The sequence below is a fragment of the Adhaeribacter sp. genome (assembly GCF_057359045.1).
Genome location: NZ_JBMQUD010000043.1, coordinates 122,283 through 144,062, shown reverse-complemented (window position 1 = coordinate 144,062; position 21,780 = coordinate 122,283). Strand labels below are relative to the sequence as shown.

Sequence of the window (21,780 nt, the reverse complement as noted above, 5' to 3'; positions counted from 1 at the left end):
GTGCACCCGATGCCAGCGCAATACCTAAACACAACGGCAGCGCGACTAAAAAAACAACAATACTTGAAGGAAGATCCTTCTTAAGGTTTTTTGCCAAAAAATATTTTTGGAGATTAAGACCGCCCATAGCAGTCCCATCTTGCTTTGAATACATAAAGAAAAAAAATTGAATGAAAATTTAAATGAATAGCAGTTTAGTCCCGAGCGGTGCCCGGGTCACTTTCATTTAAACGTTGGGAGGAGGTGTGGGTATTACCGGATGGTAAAGTTGAACCAAAAGAGAGTGTTCCTGGTTGTGCAGAAAGTTGGTTTCGATCAAAAACGGATCGAAATGAAAAAGAGTTAACAAGTGGTCGTCAAAACTCTTTTTCTCTTTAAAAGCATCTTTGTCAGGGTTCTCCTTCTCGCCTTTGCTCTCTTGCTCAAGCTGCATTATAACAGCGCGTGCCGTGTTGCTATCTAAAAAAGAAAATAAAGGCACAAGCGATATGCTCATCTTCACTACGAAGACGCACATCAATATAACACCTATTATTTTACTCTTAGCGTTCACTATTGGCAAAGATATAAATTCTTGTTTCGTTTCCTATTCTGCCAAACGACTATTCTTCATTTTTATTATTAATTTTATCATCTTACACTATAATTACTATTGTGGATAATAAAATAAAGTTACTTAAACATAAACGCGACAAGGCGCTGGCAGGTGGTGGCGAGGCCCGTATAGAGAGTCAGCATAAAAAAGGCAAACTAACCGCGCGCGAACGATTACACTTTTTAATGGACGAAGGTTCTTTCCAGGAGATAGGTATGCTGGTTACCCACCGGTCTACCGATTTTGGTATGGAAACCGAAAAATACCCCGGGGATGGTGTGGTTACCGGCTACGGAACCATTAACGGCCGCCTGGTTTATGTTTACTCGCAGGACTTTACCGTTTTTGGCGGATCGCTATCAGAAACCCATGCCGAAAAGATCTGTAAGATCATGGAACTGGCCATTAAGAATGGGGCGCCCGTTGTTGGCTTATGCGATTCAGGTGGCGCACGGATCCAGGAAGGTGTGGTATCATTAGGTGGTTATGCCGATATTTTTTACCGCAATACCATGGCATCTGGCGTAGTGCCGCAGATCTCTGCCATTATGGGTCCATGTGCGGGTGGCGCGGTGTACTCGCCTGCCATTACCGATTTTATTTTGATGGTCGAGCATACGTCATACATGTTTGTAACCGGGCCAAACGTAGTAAAAACCGTTACCCACGAAATAGTAACATCAGAAGAACTGGGCGGAGCAAATACGCATGCCAGTAAATCGGGCGTTACGCATTTTGCCTGCGCTAATGAGATAGCTGCTATACAACACATCAAGCAATTACTAAGCTATATGCCGCAAAACTGCGAGGATAAAGCACCCGCATTGCCTTACGAGTCGACCAACGAACTGCGCCCCGAGCTTAACAACATATTGCCCGAAGCAGCCTTGCAGCCTTATGACGTTCGCGAAATAATTACCCATTTAATCGATGCCGATTCTTTCTTAGAGGTTCATAAAGATTTTGCTGAAAATATTGTAGTAGGCTTTGCCCGATTGGCAGGCCGTAGTATTGGCATTGTAGCCAACCAGCCCGGCTTTTTGGCAGGTGTGTTAGACAGGCATGCATCAACCAAAGGCGCACGTTTCGTACGCTTTTGCGACAGCTTTAATATCCCATTGTTGGTTATTGAAGATGTTCCGGGCTTTTTACCGGGCACAGATCAGGAATGGCGGGGTATTATCAGTAACGGTGCTAAATTATTGTATGCTTTTTCGGAAGCTACTGTGCCCCGGATTACTGTAATTACCCGTAAAGCTTACGGTGGTGCTTACGACGTAATGAATTCTAAACACATTGGCGCCGATCTAAATTATGCTTGGCCAACCGCCGAAATTGCCGTAATGGGCGCAAAAGGAGCCGCCGAAATAATATTTAAACGGGAGATTGCCCAGGCAGAAGACCCGGAAGCTAAACTGGCCGAAAAAATTGAAGAATACCAGCAGAAATTTGCCACACCGTACCGGGCTGCGCACCGGGGTTTTATAGACGAGGTAATTATGCCGGCCCAAACCCGAGCTAAATTAATTAAAGCCTTTTCGATGCTGCAGAATAAAGTTGTAAATCTGCCCCGGAAAAAACATGGTAATATTCCTCTTTGAAATATTTATATTCAAAAATTTTAATATATAAAAATTTTAATATAATTTTATATTTTAATTTATTATTGTGTTTGTACTTGTATCGCTCTCCAAATAAATCTCCTGACTTAGAAAGGTTAATTGCTGAAGATGATTTATAATTTGGGCTAAATGCCCGCCATTTTATTATTAAACTAAATGAAACAGGAAAGCTTTGCTTTTTTAGAAAGATATTTAAACACGGCCGCCCCGACCGGTTTTGAAGTAGAAGGCCAAAAAGTATGGTTAGAATACATCAAACCTTATATCGACGAATATTTTGTTGATACATACGGCACCGTAGTAGGTGTAATTAATCCGGAGGCCGAATATAAAGTAGTAATTGAGGCGCACGCCGATGAAATATCTTGGTTTGTAAATTATATTACTGACCAAGGCTATATTTATGTCCGGCGCAATGGCGGCTCCGATGCCTTAATTGCCCCATCTAAACGCGTAAATATTCATACGGCTAAAGGTGTGGTAAAGGCAGTATTTGGCTGGCCGGCTATTCACGTCCGGAAAATAGAACAAGATAAAGCCCCTACCATAGAAACCGTTTTCTTGGATTGCGGTGCCAGTAGCCGCCAGGAAGTAGAAGACATGGGTGTACACGTGGGCTCCGTTGTTACTTTCGACGATGAGTTTATGACCATGAACAATAAATACTATGTTGGTCGGGCCCTAGATAACCGCATCGGCGGATTTATGATTGCGGAAGTAGCCCGGATGCTAAAGGAAAACAAAAAAACCTTGCCATTTGGCCTCTACATTGTAAATGCAGTGCAGGAAGAAATTGGTTTACGCGGTGCCGAAATGATTGCCCACCGGATTAAACCGAACGTGGCCATTATAACCGACGTTACCCACGATACCCAAGCCCCCATGTACGAGAAAAAAACCAGCGGCGATTTACATTGCGGTAGAGGTCCGGTAATCACGTATGGCCCGGCGGTGCAAAATAATGTTCGGGATATGATTATTCGGGTAGCACAGGAAAAAGAAATTCCTTTTCAGCGGGCTTCGGCTACCCGTGCCACCGGTACCGATACCGATGCTTTTGCGTACTCCAGCGAAGGTGTGGCAGCAGCGCTCATTTCTTTGCCGTTAAAATATATGCATACCACCGTAGAAACCGTGCACCAAGACGATGTAGAAAATGTAACGAAGCTCATTTATGAGTTTTTGGTGCAGCTACCCGCCGGTCATGACTTCCGGTATTTACAATAAAAATTTTATCAATCACACCAAACAAACAAACACTGGAAAGTCCTGCTTATAAATAGGCAGGATTTTTTTTTCATTCCTTTACCCCCATTTAGCCAATTGCATATTCTATCTGTACCGGAAAGCTAATCTTTCATATTCTTTTACCTGTATTGCAATTTTATTTTAAGGGCTTTGGCAAACCTTCTCGTTAACATACCGGTATTACTTTACTTCTGAATCAGGTTCTGGAAACCCAGTACCCGTATTTAACTGCTGCTATGGAATTTTTCCACGTTTTTTCGGTTATTCTGGTTTTATCGGCACTGGTGGCTTATCTAAACCATCGTTTCTTTCGGTTGCCCACCTCTATTAGTTTACTTTTAGCAGGTTTGGTTTTATCGGTACTGGTGCAATTCGCCGGCGCAGTATTGCCGGCTTTTGAAACAGCTGTAGAAACCAAACTGGCCAGCATTGATTTCTCAGAAATATTGCTGGATGTAATGCTTAGCTTTTTACTATTTGCCGGGGCCATGCACACCAACCTGGAATCGCTTCGGCAATCAAGATGGCCAATTCTTATTTTTGCTACCGTGGGGGTACTGATATCTACCCTAATAACGGGCAGCGCTTTTTTTTATTTACTACAAATACTTAACCAACCAATTCCTTTTATTCATTGTTTGCTTTTTGGGGCCTTAATCTCACCTACTGATCCGGTGGCGGTTCTGGGTTTGTTACGGAAGGCTAACTTACCAGAGTCGCTGGAAGTTAAAATTACCGGAGAATCATTATTTAACGACGGTGTAGGAGTAGTGGTATTTTTGTCGTTACTAGGTATTGCCCAAACCGGATTAGCCGAAGTAGATGCCGGCGATATCGGCTTTTTACTTTTAGAAGAAGTTGGCGGCGGCATTTTGCTCGGGTTGGGGCTGGGTTATGTGGGTTATCGCCTCATGAAAAGCATTGACCACTACCAAACCGAGGTGCTCATTTCGCTGGCCATGGTTATGGGTGGCTACAGTTTGGCGCAATATTTACATTTTTCGGGTCCATTGGCCATGGTAGTAGCGGGCTTGTTTATCGGCAACCGCGCTACCGAAACAGCTATGTCGGAAACTACCCTCGATTATGTAACCAAGTTCTGGGAAATGGTAGACGAAATATTAAATGCTGCTTTGTTTGTATTGATTGGTCTGGAATTAATGCTTATTTCAATTAACTCTTTTTACCTTATTGCCGGTGTAGTAGCTACCATCTTGGTAGTACTGGCCCGGTTTATTTCGCTGGCTTTTCCGTCTTACCTACTAGGGTTACGCAAAACATTTGAACCCCATACTTTGCCCATTATGACCTGGGGCGGCTTACGGGGCGGTATTTCTATTGCTTTGGCGTTATCGCTACCTAATGCTATGAATAAAGAAACTATTGTAACCGTTACGTATGTAGTAGTTTTAATTTCCCTGGCTATACAAGGGTTAACTATGGAAAAATTTATAAAATGGCTAAAACGTCATTCTTTAAAATCGACCGTACCGCACTAGTTAATTAATTTAGCTGGCTATGGTTATTTAAAAACAAATAATGTTTGTACCAGCCCAAAAGCTAACTGGTTCTTATATTGCAGCATTATTTGCGGCCAGCACCATGCAAACAACTAAATATCCGGCAACCTTTACCGACCAACTCCAAAACCAGGTATATTTACCCGCACCTCCGCAGCGCATTATTTCTCTGGTTCCCTCCCAAACCGAGCTTTTATTTGATTTAGGTTTAGCCGATCGGGTAGTAGGCATTACCAAATTTTGCACTCATCCGGCCGGGCAGGTAAAATCCAAAGCCATAATTGGTGGCACCAAAAACTTTAATCTGGAAATTATCCGGGAGCTACAGCCCGATTTAATTATTGGCAACAAAGAAGAAAATTACCAGGAAGGTATCCTGAACTTGCAAAAAGAATTTCCGGTTTGGGTAAGCGATATTTTTAATCTACCGGATGCCCTCACTATGATCCACGCCGTAGGTCAGATTACCGGTACCCAATTAAAAGCAGAAAAAATAATACAACAGATAGAGAAGAGTTTTGCCACTTTGCCGGACTTCTCTCCTCTTGCGGCAGCTTATTTTATCTGGCGTAAGCCTTACATGAGTGTCGGGCAAGATACTTTTATTCACCACCTGATGCAGCTAGCGGGCTTTAAAAATGTGTTTGGACATTTAAACCGGTACCCGGTAATCCAGGCCGAAGATTTAGCGGCAGCCAATCCGGAAGTAATTTTATTATCATCGGAGCCCTACCCTTTTCAGGAAAAACACTTCCGGGAAATGCAGGAAATTTGCCCGACTGCCAAAATTAAATTAATTGATGGCGAGTTATTTAGCTGGTACGGTAGCCGGCTACAACACACAGCCGCCTACCTGAATACTTTACGACAGGAATTGTTAAAAGAAAAAGGAATATTTTAAGCAATAGCCTGGCTTAAAATATTCCTTTTTCTTTTAACAATTTGTCTTGATTTAAAAGGCAATTAGTTCTTTTGCAACTCAAAACCCATCTTTCCTAAATCCTCCCAAAAACGCGGGTAAGATTTCCGTACCACTTGTGGTTCTTCTATAGTTATTGGGCCTAACAATGCCAAAGGCGCAAAAGCCATGGCCATGCGGTGATCTTCGTAAGTATGGAAAACCGGGTTGCTGTTTACGTTAGTGGCTGGTTTTACCCGGAATAAACCGTGGCCCAGGTCTTCGAGGTCGCCGCCAATTTTTTGGAGTTCCTGTTGCAGGGCCGCAATGCGGTCGGTTTCTTTAATGCGTAAACTTTCTAAGCCGGTCATTTCGGCCGCCAAGCCTTTGGCCGCACATACCACCGCAATGGTTTGGGCTAAATCCGGACAATCCGAAAAATCAAAAGAAAAAGTCTTTAGTTCATCGGTTTTGGTGAGCGTAACACCATCGGGGTTAAAAGTGGTTTTTACGCCTATATTCAACATAATCTGGGCAATTACACTATCACCCTGAAAAGAGTTTTCCCGCAATCCTTTTAATTCTACCGTAGCTTCTTTGGCCAGCGCAACCATGCTGTACCAGTAGCTCGCGCCCGACCAATCCGATTCGATGGTGTAAGTAGCCGGTTGATAGGTTTGGGGTGGTACCCGGATAATGTTGTCTTCGAAATAGCCTTTTACACTAAAATGCTGCATTAAAGCCAACGTCATTTGAATATAAGGCCGCGAACCAACTTTACCGGTTAGTTCCAGGGTTAAGCCATCCGGAAACAAAGGAGCTACCATTAGCAAAGCCGAAATATACTGGCTGCTAATATCGCCGCGCACCTGCAATAACTGGGGATAAGCCCCCGACCGATCAATACCCCGGAAAGCCAAAGGCGGAAAACCTTCCTGCCCCAGATAATCTATCTGGGCACCTAATTGCCGCAAGGCGGTAACCAAAACACCAATGGGGCGCTGCTGCATACGCGACGTCCCGGTTATGGTTTTTTCCTGGCCCGTTACCGCCAGGTAAGCGGTCATAAACCGCATAACGGTGCCCGCATCTTCGGCATTCAGCTCGGCCGCGGTTTGGTTTAATAGCCGGGTAATTACCTGGGTATCGTTGGCCTCCGATAAATTATACAATTGGGAGCCCGCTCCAGAGAGCGCCTGAATAATCAATGCCCGGTTGCTTTCGCTTTTTGAAGCCGGTAAAGTTACGGTACCTTGTAAAGTAGCCGACGGGTGCGTAATATTTATACTTGTAAGAGATTCTGCAGATATCATAAAGAGCGGTAATAATGCAGCGAATTTTCTATATCCGCTAAGGTAATGGGTTGATCGAAAATGGCGTGGCCAATGCCCGCTATAAGCGTACACCTGATTTGGGAGCCGGTATTTTTTTTGTCTTGTAGGGCCAAAGCCGCAATGGCCGGTACATCGGCTGCCGCAATGGTAGCTTGGGGGTAAACCGAAGAAATAAATACGTCAATGGCCGTTTGCTCTTCTTCGGTAAGCAAACCTTTTTGCCGCGACAGGTAGGTTTCGCAAATCATACCCACCGCAATGGCTTCGCCGTGCAGCAAATGTATGCCGGGTTTATCTAAACAAAAAGTTTCTAAAGCATGACCAACCGTATGGCCAAAGTTCAAGATTTTACGCAAACCTCTTTCCTGCGGGTCGGCGGCTACCACTTCGGCTTTAATCCCCACCGATTCGGTAATTAACCCGGTCCAGTCTTCGGTAAGCAGCCCTATATTTTTTTGTTCTTCAAAAGAAGTTTTCTTGGCAATAAGCCAATGTTTAATTATTTCGGCGTAACCCGATTTAAGTTCGGGCAATGGTAAAGTCTGGAGAAACGGCGGGTAAATAAATACTTTTAAGGGCTCCTGAAAAACGCCCAAATGGTTTTTTAAGCCGTTAAAATCTATCCCGGTCTTACCCCCCACACTGGCATCTACCTGCGCCAATAAAGTAGTAGGTACCTGCACAAAATAAATGCCCCGTTTAAATACGCCGGCACAAAAACCGCCCATATCGCCAATTACGCCGCCACCCAAATTTATTAACAACGACCAGCGGCTTAACTGCATCTGGGTCATTTGTTCCCAAATGTGGGTACAGGTTTCCAGGTTTTTATTTTTTTCGCCGGCCGGAACTTTAATTAATTCGTGCGGCGGCAAATAAGGTTTTAATTGCGGGTAGCAATGATTAAAAGTATTGTTGTCGGTAAGAACAACAATTTTATCGAAAGCGCGGTTTTCCAGAAATTGGGCCAGGTCGGTTAAAGCATCCGCGCCGATATGAATATTTTGGAACAAAAGCTGCAAATTTTAGTATGCCCAAAGTAAATACTAAAATATACTTTTCGCAAATATTAAATCTGTGTGTTTACATAAACCTGCGGCAAGTTCTACCGGTTTAAGGCAATAAGTAAAGTACGGTTAATCCAATTACCTCGCTTAAACAATTATTTTATTCGCTTTGTTAATCTATTTTTGCAGGCTCAAATTATTAAATCCATGAACCCGGAAAAATCCGTTTCTTTTGACAATACGGCTGTTGCGTTTGCCACAAAATCTGACGCAGATCTTTTAAAAATGTATACGTTATTTGCGACTATGAACAAAAAAGCACTGGTAAAAACCGGCGGCACTTTGGTTCAGAAAGCAATTCAGTGGCATTTGCCGATTAAATTTTTAATTAAACCAACCGTTTTCCGGCAATTTTGCGGCGGCGAAAATTTACTCGAATGTAACAAAGCCATCCAAAGCCTGGCCGAAGCCAACATTGGTACCATCCTGGATTACTCGGTAGAAGGCGAAAACGACGAAAACAGCTTTGATGCTACTTACAAAGAAATATTAGCTACTATCGAAAAAGCAAACACGTCTAAACACATTCCTTTTTCGGTTTTTAAAGTTACAGGCTTGGCCGATGGTACTTTGCTTAAAAAAGTACAGGACAAATTACCGCTAACCGAAGCCGAAGAAAAAGCTTTTAAAAGAGCTTACGATCGGATTAACACTATTTGCCAACGCGCACATGGTTACGGCATTAAAGTTTTTATTGATGCCGAAGAAAGCTGGTTCCAGGAAACCATAGACCACTTAGCCGTTGAAATGATGCGGAAATACAACAAAGAAACTGTAATTGTATACAATACCTACCAGATGTACCGCCACGACCGGTTAGAAGTACTGCAGCAGGACTACCAGGATGGCCTGACCGGTGGTTATTTAATTGGCGCCAAGTTGGTAAGGGGCGCTTACCTCGAAAAAGAGGCCCGCGTAGCGCAGGAAAAAGGTTATACCAACCCCATAAACCCCAGTAAAGAAGCAACCGACAAATTATTTAATGATTCTTTAACTTTTTGTGTAGAACACCTCGACCGCATGGCTGTTTGCGCCGGTACCCACAACGAAGAAAGCTGTTATTTTTTATTAGACTTAATGCGCCAACACCAAATTATGCCCCAGGATAAACGCATTTATTTTGCCCAGCTTTTTGGCATGAGCGATAATTTATCTTATAACTTAGCCCATGCTGGTTACAATGTAGCCAAGTATGTTCCCTACGGACCTGTAGAAGCAGTAATGCCTTACTTGTTGCGCCGGGCCGAAGAAAATACAGCCATTGCCGGCCAAAGCAGCCGCGAATTTAATTTGATTAAAAAAGAAATAAACCGGCGAAAAAAAGAGAAGCAGTAACTACGTATTTATACTTGCTATTTTTATCTTTTTAATTCCGACGTTTACCAGCTTGAATAAAAATTTTATATAAATTTAATAACCCGTGCATATTCTTAAAAAGAAATTAATTTAGCAGAAGAATCTTTAAACAAACCTTAACAACTGTGCTTTTACAAACAGAGATATAGATAATTTAATATTTACCTGTACATCTTTTCCATAACCCGTATTTGTAACTAAAAACAATATCAGCCGTTTAGATTGGGTATAAGCCCAGGCCCCAAATAACCAACCTGGGTATATTTATAATCTTAATATAAAACGTAAAACTATGGAAAATATCACAGGCAATAATTCTGGCTCTGATTTTAATAATCAAAATAATAATACCAACCGCAATTTTAATTCCGGTTCGTCTGATATGAATTCATCCAACATGAGCGGTTCTGCTTATAATTCCAACAGCGATCTGTCGTCATCGAGTGACAGCAGCATGTCTGGTTCTAACCAGAACTACAACTCCGGTAATTCTATGTCAGGCTCTACTGGTACTTCGCGGATGATGACAGGTATGTTTAGAGACCGGAGCAGCGCCGAAAGAGCCTATAACTCTTTAAGCAGCCGTGGATATACCAAAGACGATGTAAATTTGGTTATGTCGGATGATACCCGTAAAAGACACTTTAACGACGATACCGCCCACACTGATTTAGGCGATAAAGCTTTAGAAGGAGCTGGCGCTGGTTCGGCCATTGGTGGTACTTTAGGAGCCATTGTGGGAGCCGTAGCCGCTATTGGTACTTCGGTAGCTGTACCCGGTTTAGGTTTAATTGTAGCTGGTCCGCTGGCGGCTGGTTTAGCTGGCGCCGGTGCCGGTGGTTTAACCGGTGGTTTACTGGGAGCCTTAGTTGGTTCTGGTATTCCGGAAGATCGTGCAAAAGAATATGAGCACGGCGTTAAAGATGGTGGCATTGTAATGGGTGTACACCCCCGTAACGAAGAAGATGCCCGTTACCTCGAAAGTGAGTGGCGCAACAGTAATGGCGAAAGTATTTACCGCTAATATATAGTCTCCTAAAAAGAGGCGCTGGCAATATTTGCCAGCGCCTCTTTTTGTTTTACTAAGTTTCTAAGCCTGCTCAGATAAATATAGCAACAGTGCTGTTTATCAAAAGCTATATTTTTAGTTAAGTTTAAACTTAATAGGCAAGGTAAACCGTACCGGAACAGCCCGGTTATTTTGCCGGCCCGGGTGCCAGTTGGGCATTTTTTTAATTACCCGTTCTGCCTCAGCGGCCGCACCTCCACCAATATCCTGTATAACCTGAATATTCGAAATCTGACCGGTAGCACTTACCACAAAAGTAACGACTACCGCTCCTTCTAAACCACGCGCCTGGGCCTCGGACGGATACCGTAAATTTTTACTGATAAACCGGTACATAGCGGCTAAACCATCCGGAAATTCCGGCATTTGTTCTACCGAAAGAAAAGGAGCTTCGGTGTCAGTATTCGTGCCGGCAGTGCCCTCTCCTAGTACTCCCATTTCCGGCGCAGTAGTACCGGGCATTGCCCCGGTTTGGGTAACCAGGCCAGGTTCAGCTTGGGCAAAGTCACTTTGGTCCGGAATAATATCATCTACCGGCGTTAAATCTGATACAATTTTTATATTCCGGAAATCTTTTGTAGCCACGCTGGTTTTAACCTCTTTCGGTAAAGCTTCGGCTGCTGTACCCATAGCGGGCTCGGCTTTCAGCTCCTTAGGAATATTGGGTTCCAGTATAATTTCATTAACCCGTTTATCTTTTTCTAAATCCGGCTGAGCTTCGATTGCCTCTGAACCGGCTTGCACCGCCACGTACAACCCGGCTAATAAAAGCAGTACCGACGAGAAAGAAATACCGGCAGCTTTGGTTAGTTCCTGGTTATAATTTTGCCGTAATACATAAGCGCCATAGGCTTTGTTTCGCCCTTCAAACACAATATCGTTTAAAGAGGAAACAGGTAAGGTTTTTGCTTCCATTTTCGTTATTTCGTTAAAAAGTAAATAATCCGGAAGAATGCTGCTGCAGTAATGCTTCTTTGCTAATAAGATGTAACAGCCTATCGTTTTCCATATATTTTCTCTAATATTTTATGGAATTCTTAACTTCCGGCATCTTATAAGTACTATGTTTAACCGGCGCAAAAAACCACAATCGCACCATACCACCGAAGACCTGATCCGGGTGTACCAGACTACGCACGATCCGGCTTTTGTGGCCGAGCTTTACCAGCGGCACACGCACCTGGTATATGGTACCTGTCTGAAGTATTTAAAAGACGAAGAAGACAGTAAAGACGCGGTTATGCAGATTTTTGAAAAAATAATGCAGGCGTTAAAATCGCAGCAGGTACAAAAATTTGAAAGCTGGCTGTATGTTTTGGTGAAAAACCATTGCCTGATGGCTTTGCGTAATCGTAAATTAAGGGCCGATAAAGTTACCGGGCAGGATTTTGCCGAACTGCCGGTAGCCAGCGAAGATACCAACTTCGAAACCGCTTTGCAGCACGAGCATACCTTAAAGATGCTGGAAACCGGCATGACTTTAATTCCGGAAGAACAACGCCTTTGCCTGGACCTTTTTTACCTGCAAAAAAAATGCTACCAGGAGATAAGCCAAATTACAGGATATGAAATAAATAAAGTAAAAAGCTACATCCAGAACGGTAAACGTAATTTAAAAATATACCTACAAAAGCACCATGAACAATCGTAACACACCGGTAATCAGCACCTCAGAAAACCATTTGTCGGTAGAGGAAATGTACCAGTACCTGGATAACCAGTTACCGGCCGCTAACCGGCAACAGATAGAACAGCACCTGCTGGACTGCGACTTGTGCAACGATGCCTTGTCGGGATTAAGTTTAACAACGAAAGAAAGTACCCAGCAGCAGCTTTTCGAAATAAATTACCAGGTAAAAAACCGGGTTTCGCGGCGGAATACAAAAGACTTTATGCAGCACCTGAAAAACTGGGGCTTAACTACTATTATTCTTTTTATTATTTTAATTGCCGCTTTAATTGTGTGGTACCAGGTAAAACAAACCAGCCAACCCAATAAAATAAAAGCACCCGCTCCGGCCACGCAAACCATACCCCAAAACTCTTTTTACGCGCCGACTGCTCCCCAACCGTACGCCACAGCGGTAATTAAGTAGGCTGATATATTTCGGCAGGTTTGGTGCGCTTTAATAAACTTTGAAGCTGATCGTCGAGGTTTACGCTTTTTGCCCGGCTCGCTAAATCCTGCAAAACTACTTGCCCCGTTTTATCATTCTGAATATCGTGTAAATAATGGGAGATTAGGTTTAGCACCTGGTAATCTTTTTCCTGCCACGCCGGTTGCTGGTACAGGTGTTCTTCTTTTAATATTTCCTGCAAATGTGGCTCCAAACCTTTGGTTTCGGTCTCTTGCCGGATGGCGGTTACTAACTGGTCGTAGGCACCCTGATCAGGAATTTTATCAATTTGCTTCGTTATTATTTTAAGGGTTTCTTTGTGTTTACGCGCTTGCCGGTATACCAATAAAGTAATTCCCGCAATAAGTAAAGCTACTCCCCCGGCCAGATAAGCCAGCCGGCGGGCATCTTTTATTTTGGCCGTGGTAACTTTGTTAAGGTTAGCAATAATTTTATCAGTACCGGGGTTAATCTGGTTTTTGATGAGGCCGCGGGCCAAACGCTGTGCCAGTGAATCGGCTAATATTTGGGTTTTTACACCCAGTAACTCGTCGCGAAAATGGGCGGTGCGTTGCAATGTAATATCGTTCAATAATTCGTCGCGCAGCCGGGCTACAAACAAACGGGTTTCCTCGCCCCGGATATTCCCCAGAAAATCGTTGCCCCGGTTCTGCAGGTTGGCGCCCGCTTTGTTTATTACACTTTGCAGCCACGCATTGGTATAGGTACTGAGTAAAATACTATCGCGTAAATGCAACGCCGACTTGCCCACTTGCCGGCTTACTACCTGCGCCATAGAATCTACCTGTTGCCGCAGCCGGGCCTGCACACTATCATTTAAAGCAACTTCTAAAACACCCTGCGCAGCACTCTTAGATAAGACTTTGGCTACACTATCTAACTGGCTTTTGGTTAATTCGTCACGCACCCCGGCCGTAATTTGCCGGCCAATATTTTTAAAGCAGCTGTTCAGGCTAAAGGCCAACAGAATGAGTAAAAACGGAAAAAGAATGCGGTTAACCATAGCAGTACTAATTAAATTCAGACTTTAAATTGCTTTACCGGGCACCCGTATTCAGAAAAGTGACCTATTTTATTATTAACCGCAAAACTTTCCTTTACTAATTACTAAATGTAACCTGCTTTAGAAATATTACTCCCAAACGCTTTAAACATATTCCCGGTACAGGCTTTTGGTAAAATAAAGGCCGAAATCTTTCATGGCTTTTAATTTTTCCGGCTTATCGGTGGCGTTTAAAGCTTTTAGGGTAGTCATTTGGGCTTTAAAATCAGCAGGGTTTATTTTAAGAATGCCTTTGCCCCATACGGCACCTTCCGCCGAATTTCCGGTATATACCGTAATAAAAAGCGTGGAGGTATCGGACCACATATCAAAACCAGGTTCATCTAAAACTTCTTTGTAACCAACAAAATAATAAGTCTCGCCGGTTAAAGAATTTATCTGCATTCGGTAATTCATTTTTAAAATATTGTTGTCTTCCTTATCGGCTTTAAAAAGATTAAATATGCCGGCGCTAACGGTTAGTGGCGAATCGGACAAAGCCGGTGCGGTTACCGTGCCTACCATTTTGGCGGCGTGCTCTTCGGTGTTTAACATTTGCTCCAGATCCTCGGCCATAATGGTTAAAATAAATTCGAAGGGCGATTGGTGCTGCCGGCCTTGTTCATAGGCTTCTTCGTAGTTCAGGGTTTCAGTTTTAGAAATATAGCCCGTCATTTTTTCGGTAAACTGAATGCCTAAGGTTTTGGTAAATTTATTTGCCGGTGGCACCGGCGGAAAATCATAAGAAATATTTAGATTGTAATCACGGGCCATTATTTCACAAGCGCGCTCAGCCAAGGCCGAAATGGTTAGCAATGGATTTACGCCCACCGACCGGGGAATAATGGCACCATCGGTAACATACAGGCCCGGATGCAAAGCTGTGCCGGTTGGGCCGGCGTAAACCTGACCGGCGTGGTTTACTACGCCTTTTTCGGCGGAATCGCCCATTACGCAACCGCCCAAAGGGTGCACGGTTACCAAATCGAAATTCATTACTTTGTTCCAGGATGGATTGGTAATATAGGTGCCACCTAAAGCTTTGGTAGCTTCTTTTAACTTTTGGTTTACGGTTTTAAATATTTCCTGCCGACCAACGCCTGGCCAATCTACCCGGATGCGGTCGCCTTCTACCCGCATGGTGCCGTTGCCATCGTCGTGCGACATAACCAGGTAAGTAATGGTATTATTCAGGGCACCTGTATAAGCGCCCTGGATTAAAGCTTTTATTTTCCGGAATTTTTCCGATAAAAAATCTTTCAGATTTTTATCAGTATCCCGGCCCAACAAGCGGGCAAACGAAATAAATGCGCCCGGTAATATGCCGGACAAAGCACCCGGAATTACACCTTCTTCAATTACAAAGCCATCTTCTAGTTTTTCTTTGGCCCTGATATCTATTATGCCGCCAATGCAAGGGCCTACGGCTTTAATTTTGCCGTTGGGTTTATGTTTGCCGTAGCCAATGCCGTTAATTATGCGGTCGTTGTTAAAGCCAAAACCCAGTACATCGCCGTTGCCGGTAAAGCGCTTGCCCAACATGCCCGACAGGGATAACCCTTTTTCCTGCGACTTGAGTAATATTTCGGTACTGCCCAAGCTGCCGGCCCCTATAACTACCAGGTCGGCGCGGACAAACGGAAAGGGCGCATCGAACTTTTCCTGCTCTGCTTCTTGTAAGCGGTAATAAATTACCCATTGATTTTGTACCCGCTGCAGGTACTGCACCGCTACTCCGGTAAATATTTCGGCACCGTGGTTTTTTGCATCGGGCAGGTAATTCATGAGCGTGGTATTTTTAGCGCCGTAATTACAACCCGTAACACAATCGCCGCATAAATCGCACTGGTGCTGCTCTACTCCTACTTGGTTTACCTGGCTCTCAAACGTAACATTAATGGGCGCAAAAGAAAATTTTTCGCCCAAAGCTTGCGCGGCTACTTTCATAGCTTCGGTCTTAGGCAATACCGGGTAACCATTTTTACCTTCGGGATAAAATTCGGGCCGGAGCATTTGCCGGGCACGTTCTATGCCGCGGTCTAAAGAAGCTAGGTCGTTTCTAATATCCTGCGGCCAGACCTCATCGGCAAAAACGCGTTTATCGGGCTCAATACAAACGTTGGCGTTTACCAAAGATGTACCACCCAGGCCGCAGCCCACAAATACGTTTATATCTTTATTCATGTGAAATTCATACAAAGCCGTTTTAGAACCCAGGTGTTTTTGGGGTAAATTAAACTGCATTTCCTGAGCCGCCTCCATTTGGCCGTCGGGGTATTCGCCGGGCTGAAACTCTTTGCCTCTTTCGAGCAAACAAACTTTTTTACCGGCCCGGGCCAGGCGCGAGGCCGCTATACTGCCGCCGTAGCCCGACCCAATGACTACTACTTCGTAAGAAGGTTGGAGTTCAGTTACTGGTAAAGACAGATAAGCTTTCGGGTTCTTTTTCATATTTTTTGGTTTGGATGGTAATTACCTCATCTACTAGTTCTGTTTGCAGGGGCTTATCCGGCACATATATTTTACCGTTTTTTTGCCATGTAGCTGTTTTTCTTAAACCAACCGGGTAAATGGTTAGAGCTTCGGCGGTTATGTGCAGCCGCAGGAAATTTTTATACCCGCTCCACTTTATGGCCGAAAAGGCCTCGTTGTCGTGAATGCCAAACAGGCGGTTGGTAATAAGCAGGTATAATCCCATAACCATACAACCTATTAAGCCACCCAGGAAGAATATTTCGCCGCTAATGAATAAAATGCTTAAGAGCCGGTTTAAGTTATCCAGAGGTAATGGGTAATGGAAACGCGCCAATACCCACATCAGCAGAAAACCAGTTAAAATATGCACGGTGCCGTGCAAAATGCCGGCAATTAAAATAAATTTATTTTTGTAAGAATCGGAATCGGTAAAGAAGGTAACTCCCAGAATTACAGCCACAATCACAAAAACAATAAAAGGATTGATTAATAGCAAACTGACAATATCTTGCCAAAGCCCCTGCCAACCCGCTGCTGAAACAGAATGCTGGCTAATAACATCCATAAAGGTTTCTTTTCGGTCTCGGACGGCACTCTGCAGTATCCAGGCAAAAAACAAATAAAAGCAACCCATAAAAACGGCAAATTGCCGGTTAAAAAACGGAAATAATAAATTCCAGAAAGCCAGTTTGGCCGATTCTGTTTTTTCCGGAAAGGTTTTCTGAAGCTTAAATTTGCCTTCTCTTAAATCTAACTCTTCTTTTAAATTGTGCGTGGGATGCAGAAAAGCGCCACCGCCGCCCGAGGTTAATTTGTGGTATTCTTTCCCGTTTTCGCGGTTTACGTAGTGCGCATAATGGTGTAAATCGCCGGCCAAAGTCAGGGCCAGGTCAAAGCCTTTGTCAATAATATAGCGTTGCTCAAAAAATTTAAGGTTACTGTAAGTATTGTTGTTGCGTTTGGTCGTAAAAATCCAACTGGGTTCGGCGGTACACAAAATTATTTTGTCGCCTTTCTGCATGTTGTCATTTGCTATTTTCTCAAAATATTGCAACTGTGGGTAGTCTATGTCGGCTTCCAACTGAATATCGATGCCCCATAACCACCAGTTGTGCGGAAGCTTAATGGCAAAGTAGCTGCGCTTTTGTTTGGTTACCCAGTTACCAATGGTTCTTTTCTGACAAAATATTTTAATAAAATTACTCAGGCCATCGTACCAGTCGTGGTTGCCGGGCACCGCGTATAAATGGTGCTCTTTGCCAGTGTCCTGGTTATCCTGATTCCGGCAAGCCGCATCAAACGGGCCACGGAACCGGTTTTTATACTCATCGCGGTTTGCAACCGGGTAAACCTGGTCGCCGCCTAAAACCAGAATATCGCCTTTAAAGGTTTCGTTGTTGCTTACTACCAGGTACTCGGCCGACATAACATTGGCCATGGTAAAAGTCGCATCAAAGCCATCGCCGGTATCCGACATATAATCAATCCAAATTTGGGACCGGTTGCTGTAATCGTGCGGATCGGGTTCCGAGAGGGCTGCCTGAATTTCGCGTTTATCGGCGTAGGCGCCAAACAAAGCCGAAACTACTGTTTTCACGGCCGTACCTAATAATTGCCGGGCATCGTACCAGCCCACCATTGGTTTTTCTTCAAAATCGAAAGGGTCCGAAACAGGTGTTTTTTTAATTTCTGTGGGCGTATTGGTTTCCATAAAGCTCCTTGATTTTAATTGCGGGAAAAAATATAAGCGAGCAAGGCTTTTTTGGCCCGGCGTTTTTCAAACCAACTTTGGTAATTATAAAAACTGATGCTTTGGTACAGATAAGCGTGGTCGGCAGAATGGAAGATAAAATCGGATGTGCAAACCGGCTGGTTCGACACTGCCGAAGCCTCGCCCAAGAATAAGCTTACCTTAACCGTTTGTTGTAATTTTCTTAATTGCCGCGGATTACCCGAGAGCTCGCCGGTTAAATAATACAAGTGGTCGGCAATTATTACCTGGAAAGAAAACGTAATGCGCCGGTTATTACTGGCTGGTACCGGGCTCGCGGCTACTTTACCATTATACCCGTAACAAATATTTGCCGGTTTACTTAAGCTCAGGCTGGCTCCTAGTTGGTAAGGATTTTGGGCTTGAAGGTAAGCATACACATCTGGCAGGTACAACGACAAGTGTAAAGTAGCCGGCTGGTTTAATAAAGTACCCTTTAATTTTGCCCGCACGGAGCAACCAATGCCCGCCGATTTCATTTGGGTAGATTTTACCGACGGCGCAGCCGGTGGGCCAGACAGGTGAAGCAAGTATTCTTTGGCATCGGCATAACCCAGTTCTAAAAGCGTGGTGGTGTTTATTTTATTAAAATAAAGGTCGGTATCTAGAGGCAGCGGGTATGCGGGTTTAATAACGTGTACTTTTATGGGTGCTTTTTGGCCGTACGGCGATTCGCCTTTCCCAATCCGGAGGTTTAATTCATTTAAATACTCAAACTCCGCAAACAAAGCCCCATTTGCACTCATTTCAATCATGTGCACGTACTGGTTAAAAGAACCTTTTTTGTAGGTGCGTTCGTTGCCAATGGCCCACAACAGCCATATTTCCTCGGCTCCGCGCCGGATGCATTCGGTCAGGTTGGCATCTTTAATCCAGACGGCATCTATATACCAATCAGGTCCGATTTTAACAGCCGGCATAAAAATGGGCAACGATACCCCGGCTATTAAATGCGGCAGGGTTACCTGCGGGTGCTGAATGGCTTCGTTGGTTTTATCAGAATAATTACAAACATTAAAAGTACCGGAGATCTGCTGTTCTTGGTTTATTTTGTTTATATCGATCCCTAAATGCGGAAAAACCTTCCGGCGTATACCATCGGCATCGCCGAAGGCCGGCAACCGAAAAGGATTTAAATATTGCCGGAACGGGAAATAAGAAATAAATTTTTTAATCTGGAGGGTGCGCCAGCGCTGGCCCATTTCCGGCAAGGACAAACCCGATAGCAGCATGGCCAGGTTAAATATGCCGCCGGAAGTACCGTCGGCATGGTGAAAAACCAAGTTCTGTTCGTGTAAGGCTTGCATAGCGCCCGCCTGGTAAGCTAGCCGCATACCACCGCCCGCCAGCACCAACGACCTTTTTGGCCCCTGGTAACCGGTAGGTTCTCTAAATGGCAAAGACTCCAGCGCGTCAGGCATAGCTTAATATTTTAGCACGGGTATAGCCATATATAAATAAGGCCCCCATTAATTCATAAGCCGCAAAAAAGTAAAATATCCAGTTGGGCGGGCCATCCAGAAAATAAGATAAAACCCTGGCTGCAACTCCCAGAAACATGACGGTTAAAAACAAGCGGTTAAACTTGGGCTCGGTAAATATTTCTTTTGTAAAAGCCAGTGCAAACCAGCCAAAGCCAAATTCAATTAATCTTAAAAACCGGTATTGGGTTAAAATACTGGCGGCAACCGGGCCTTCTACAGCATTTAGGTTAAAGCCAAAAAGTAATTGCTGATCTAACCTGGCTCCGATAAAAGCGCCCCAGATACCAGCCACCAGCAACAGGCCCACGTAAGTATAAAAGAAAAAGTAGGCTAGGAACTTCATAGAGCAGCTGTTTTCAGGTGGCGGAGGTACAGAAATAGCAAAATGCCAGATAGTAAATCGAAAATAGCCACGCCCAGCGCCAGAGAGGCAAACACACTGCGGTAAACACCTAAACCAACTGCCAGGGCCGCGCCCATTTTTTGCAAGCCACACCAGAATAGCGGCTCCGTTGGTTTATTTATATTCTTCAAAGACCGGTACAACAAGCCACCAAAAAGAAACATAAACATACCCACCACCGCAAAAAAGTAGTTACTGGTTTTATTTGCTTCGGCACGTAACAGTTGCAGCGCATACGGTGCCGCAAATATTAAAGCCAGGCCGCTTATACCGGTAACCACCGCTATAAATATTAAAATTTTATAGAGCCATCTTTGCATAAACGGGATTGGCTAATGCGCCGGCTTTAACGGTGGAAGAATGTAAATATTTAATAAAGAAATAGGCCATCATGCACAGCCACTGCACCGTCCAGAGCGCTACCCGCACCCGATTCAGGCGCATCCATTTCCGTAAAACTTCTTTTAAAACCGTTGCATCGGTTATGCCGGCGCTCATTTGGTCGTTATAAGGAATAATAAAAATAATAGTAAGCGCCGTAGCCAATATAACACCCAGCAAAACCCCAATGGGTAACCACCGCAAGGCGCTGCGCCATTCGGCAATAATCATAATCAGGGCGGTGGCAATCATTACCATGGTCATGCCAGTAAAAAACTCAGTAGCAGCCGTTACTTGGGGTACAAACTGCATGTAATAATTAGCCGGGGTAAGTTGGGGTGCAATCGGGAACGAAAAAAGAATTAGCGACCAACCCGTGCCCAGGTACATGGCCGTACATAAAAACAAAACCGAATGGTTAAGGCCCAACAGTATTTTTTTGGTTTTAGCCGACATGATAAAAGAATATTAAAATTTACACACCTGCCGTTTGCGGCTGCCCATATAAGCGGTTGGGTTTCGCTAACCATTCTTCGCCGTAGCCCAGGTTAATTACACTTTCTAAACCTTCGGGATTGGTTTCGGGCAAGGCCGGATAACTCAAAAACCAGCTTTGGAAATAATCGTCCAGTACGCCGGTGGTAGTGGGTAAATAAGCCGTAAAAATGGGATTTTGCTCAATGCCCAAGCTTTTAAGAATAGCCGCTTTGGGATGATTGCCAAATACCACTTTAGCCGCCCCTTTCCGAAAGAGCGAAACGCCCGCTTTGCCTTTAAAATAGATGTACGATTTCATGAGCATGCCCCGGAACTGGCAATAATTGGCCGCGCCCATGTTTACCGGAATATTTATTTTAGCTGGTCTTTGCACGTCTAAACGCATTACCATCTGGCCGTTTTTATCGTACTGGGCGCTTACTGTTTCCGGTCCTTCCACAAAATCGAGACTGGCCTGGTGTTTGGGCATGCCCCAGATGCCTTTGCCCCCTTTAACTGATATTTCGGTGCTTACCGGCAAATCAAGAATATACTGACCTGTACCAAAGGATTTTTGTAATAACGCCGGCAGCACTTTGGGAGCCGGATTTTTACCGTGGGTGCAGGCTACCGCAATACTATACTCAATGTACTTACCAATATCGGTCAGGCGATAATCTACTACGGTAACCAAAAAAACAGCTTTGCCATTCAGGAGCCGGAATGGATGAACCTCGTTGCCCGGTAACAAAGCTTTAACCTGGTTATAGTCGGCCGGAAATGCTGCCATAATAACCGCAGCGTTATCAGAATTTACCGGCAAAGCATACGGAATTCCGTCTACCCGGGCATACCGGCCCCGCTGGTTTTGTAATCTTTTCGGAATAGCCATAGGTCAGC

At 44.2% G+C, this 21,780-nt stretch carries 20 protein-coding genes; 8 read left to right on the top strand and 12 right to left on the bottom strand.

The features are described from left to right. Positions 1-226: 226 nt before the first annotated feature. Positions 227-433, bottom strand: a complete 207-nt coding sequence (locus tag ACO1R6_RS07910; RefSeq protein WP_486263697.1) for a hypothetical protein — start codon at positions 431-433, stop codon at positions 227-229. Positions 434-654: 221 nt separating this feature from the next. Here ACO1R6_RS07910 and ACO1R6_RS07905 point away from each other — a divergent pair, with 221 nt between their 5' ends. The 4 genes from ACO1R6_RS07905 to ACO1R6_RS07890 all read left to right on the top strand — a co-directional run bounded on the left by ACO1R6_RS07905 (position 655) and on the right by ACO1R6_RS07890 (position 5,886). Further along, a complete protein-coding gene (locus tag ACO1R6_RS07905) occupies positions 655-2,196 on the top strand; it encodes an acyl-CoA carboxylase subunit beta (RefSeq protein WP_486263695.1) in 1,542 nt (513 codons plus the stop codon). Between the two features lie 177 nt (positions 2,197-2,373). After that, entirely contained in the window at positions 2,374-3,444 is a 1,071-nt protein-coding gene (locus ACO1R6_RS07900) for a M42 family metallopeptidase (RefSeq protein WP_486263693.1), read from the top strand. Positions 3,445-3,701: 257 nt separating this feature from the next. Continuing rightward, positions 3,702-4,964, top strand: coding sequence for a cation:proton antiporter (locus ACO1R6_RS07895; RefSeq protein ID WP_486263691.1), 1,263 nt, complete (start codon positions 3,702-3,704; stop codon positions 4,962-4,964). Positions 4,965-5,004: 40 nt separating this feature from the next. After that, the gene (locus ACO1R6_RS07890) at positions 5,005-5,886 is read left to right on the top strand and encodes a helical backbone metal receptor (protein WP_486263690.1); all 882 of its coding nucleotides are present in this window, start codon (positions 5,005-5,007) and stop codon (positions 5,884-5,886) included. A gap of 62 nt (positions 5,887-5,948) precedes the next feature. On the opposite strand, the gene ACO1R6_RS07885 is transcribed toward ACO1R6_RS07890, so the two are convergent. Together ACO1R6_RS07885 and aroB are read right to left on the bottom strand one after the other, a co-directional pair. Next, on the bottom strand, positions 5,949-7,196 hold the full coding sequence (locus ACO1R6_RS07885; protein WP_486263689.1) for a 3-phosphoshikimate 1-carboxyvinyltransferase: 1,248 nt from the start codon (positions 7,194-7,196) through the stop codon (positions 5,949-5,951). Beyond that, positions 7,193-8,230 carry a 3-dehydroquinate synthase gene (gene aroB / locus ACO1R6_RS07880; protein WP_486263688.1) on the bottom strand — a complete coding sequence of 346 codons (1,038 nt, stop codon included), beginning with the start codon at positions 8,228-8,230 and terminating at the stop codon, positions 7,193-7,195. The genes ACO1R6_RS07885 and aroB overlap by 4 nt, the downstream gene beginning before the upstream one ends. A 300-nt stretch (positions 8,231-8,530) precedes the next feature. On the opposite strand from aroB, the gene ACO1R6_RS07875 reads away from it, so the two are divergent. Both ACO1R6_RS07875 and ACO1R6_RS07870 read left to right on the top strand, forming a co-directional pair. Continuing rightward, the gene (locus ACO1R6_RS07875) at positions 8,531-9,619 is read left to right on the top strand and encodes a proline dehydrogenase family protein (protein WP_486263687.1); all 1,089 of its coding nucleotides are present in this window, start codon (positions 8,531-8,533) and stop codon (positions 9,617-9,619) included. Positions 9,620-9,932: 313 nt separating this feature from the next. Then, positions 9,933-10,664 (top strand): hypothetical protein, encoded by a 732-nt coding sequence (locus ACO1R6_RS07870; RefSeq protein ID WP_486263685.1) that lies wholly within the window; start codon positions 9,933-9,935, stop codon positions 10,662-10,664. A gap of 120 nt (positions 10,665-10,784) precedes the next feature. On the opposite strand, the gene ACO1R6_RS07865 is transcribed toward ACO1R6_RS07870, so the two are convergent. Then, positions 10,785-11,624 (bottom strand): energy transducer TonB, encoded by an 840-nt coding sequence (locus tag ACO1R6_RS07865; RefSeq protein ID WP_486263683.1) that lies wholly within the window; start codon positions 11,622-11,624, stop codon positions 10,785-10,787. A 148-nt stretch (positions 11,625-11,772) separates the two neighbouring features. On the opposite strand from ACO1R6_RS07865, the gene ACO1R6_RS07860 reads away from it, so the two are divergent. Continuing rightward, a complete protein-coding gene (locus ACO1R6_RS07860) occupies positions 11,773-12,360 on the top strand; it encodes an RNA polymerase sigma factor (protein ID WP_486263682.1) in 588 nt (195 codons plus the stop codon). Further along, a complete protein-coding gene (locus ACO1R6_RS07855) occupies positions 12,347-12,805 on the top strand; it encodes an anti-sigma factor family protein (RefSeq protein ID WP_486263680.1) in 459 nt (152 codons plus the stop codon). The genes ACO1R6_RS07860 and ACO1R6_RS07855 overlap by 14 nt, the downstream gene beginning before the upstream one ends. On the opposite strand, the gene ACO1R6_RS07850 is transcribed toward ACO1R6_RS07855, so the two are convergent. From ACO1R6_RS07850 to ACO1R6_RS07815, 8 genes are all read right to left on the bottom strand, one after another. Then, positions 12,798-13,850: a hypothetical protein gene (locus ACO1R6_RS07850; protein ID WP_486263679.1), complete on the bottom strand. Its 1,053-nt coding sequence runs from the start codon at positions 13,848-13,850 to the stop codon at positions 12,798-12,800. The genes ACO1R6_RS07855 and ACO1R6_RS07850 overlap by 8 nt on opposite strands. A gap of 144 nt (positions 13,851-13,994) precedes the next feature. Beyond that, positions 13,995-16,340 carry a GMC family oxidoreductase N-terminal domain-containing protein gene (locus ACO1R6_RS07845; RefSeq protein WP_486263678.1) on the bottom strand — a complete coding sequence of 782 codons (2,346 nt, stop codon included), beginning with the start codon at positions 16,338-16,340 and terminating at the stop codon, positions 13,995-13,997. Further along, a complete protein-coding gene (locus ACO1R6_RS07840) occupies positions 16,297-18,075 on the bottom strand; it encodes a metallophosphoesterase (RefSeq protein ID WP_486263677.1) in 1,779 nt (592 codons plus the stop codon). The genes ACO1R6_RS07845 and ACO1R6_RS07840 overlap by 44 nt, the downstream gene beginning before the upstream one ends. A 14-nt stretch (positions 18,076-18,089) precedes the next feature. Continuing rightward, entirely contained in the window at positions 18,090-19,556 is a 1,467-nt protein-coding gene (locus ACO1R6_RS07835) for a patatin-like phospholipase family protein (protein ID WP_486263676.1), read from the bottom strand. Beyond that, a complete protein-coding gene (locus tag ACO1R6_RS07830) occupies positions 19,549-19,962 on the bottom strand; it encodes a DUF4345 family protein (RefSeq protein WP_486263674.1) in 414 nt (137 codons plus the stop codon). Before ACO1R6_RS07830 ends, ACO1R6_RS07835 begins: the two co-directional genes overlap by 8 nt. Next, positions 19,959-20,342 (bottom strand): patatin, encoded by a 384-nt coding sequence (locus tag ACO1R6_RS07825; RefSeq protein ID WP_486263673.1) that lies wholly within the window; start codon positions 20,340-20,342, stop codon positions 19,959-19,961. Before ACO1R6_RS07825 ends, ACO1R6_RS07830 begins: the two co-directional genes overlap by 4 nt. Further along, on the bottom strand, positions 20,323-20,859 hold the full coding sequence (locus ACO1R6_RS07820) for an anthrone oxygenase family protein (protein WP_486263672.1): 537 nt from the start codon (positions 20,857-20,859) through the stop codon (positions 20,323-20,325). Before ACO1R6_RS07820 ends, ACO1R6_RS07825 begins: the two co-directional genes overlap by 20 nt. Before the next feature lie 19 nt (positions 20,860-20,878). Then, positions 20,879-21,772: an acetoacetate decarboxylase family protein gene (locus tag ACO1R6_RS07815; RefSeq protein WP_486263670.1), complete on the bottom strand. Its 894-nt coding sequence runs from the start codon at positions 21,770-21,772 to the stop codon at positions 20,879-20,881. Positions 21,773-21,780 lie beyond the last annotated feature (8 nt).